This is a genomic window from Salinimicrobium oceani (assembly GCF_012037645.1).
Genome location: NZ_JAAVJR010000302.1, coordinates 1 through 562, shown reverse-complemented (window position 1 = coordinate 562; position 562 = coordinate 1). Strand labels below are relative to the sequence as shown.

The 562-nt window shown below is 42.9% G+C and carries 2 protein-coding genes; one reads left to right on the top strand and one right to left on the bottom strand.

Going from position 1 to position 562, the window contains the following annotated elements; translation table 11 throughout:
- Positions 1–16: 16 nt before the first annotated feature.
- Entirely contained in the window at positions 17–166 is a 150-nt protein-coding gene (locus tag HC175_RS16860) for a hypothetical protein (RefSeq protein WP_317172347.1), read from the top strand.
- Here HC175_RS16860 and HC175_RS16855 read toward each other — a convergent pair.
- Positions 145–562, bottom strand: a 418-nt coding sequence (locus tag HC175_RS16855) for a hypothetical protein (RefSeq protein ID WP_168139511.1), incomplete at its 5' end; no start/stop codon positions are given. The genes HC175_RS16860 and HC175_RS16855 overlap by 22 nt on opposite strands.

Sequence of the window (562 nt, the reverse complement as noted above, 5' to 3'; positions counted from 1 at the left end):
ATTAAAAGGAGGTTTCCTGCCTCTGACCGATAAATCGTCTCCCAATGAGATTCAAAGGGAAGTTCAAATGAGCAAGAAGAGTTTTAAACGTGCCCTGGGGAATCTTTACAAGCAACGGAAGGTCGATATTAAAGATAACGGAATTTATCTTAAAAACGGCGAATAGGAATAAGGGGAAACATATCCTCTAACCCTGGAACGCGTGTGATATGGGCTGCTGAAAAGCGGTACCCGCATTTCCTCATAAGCCGGAATCTTCTTTTTTCCCGTGTAAATATCATAATTGGAACTGCGGTCGTGTATCCTAATGTCATTGGTAACTTCGATCAGCGACTTTTCACCTTTGCTTATCGTTGGGATTGGGGCATCAAGTTCCACAGAGGATCTCTCCTTTTCATACCTCTCACGCTCCATCATAGCAATAAGATTAACTTCCCTTTTTACCTCCCTGCTCCAGTCGATCTCTGTTAAAGTCATTTTGCTTTCGGGAAGATCAGGTGCAAGTAAGGAAAGACTCGGTCTTATCTCCTTTTGACCAATGTAAAAGCCTTCAGAAGCTGGA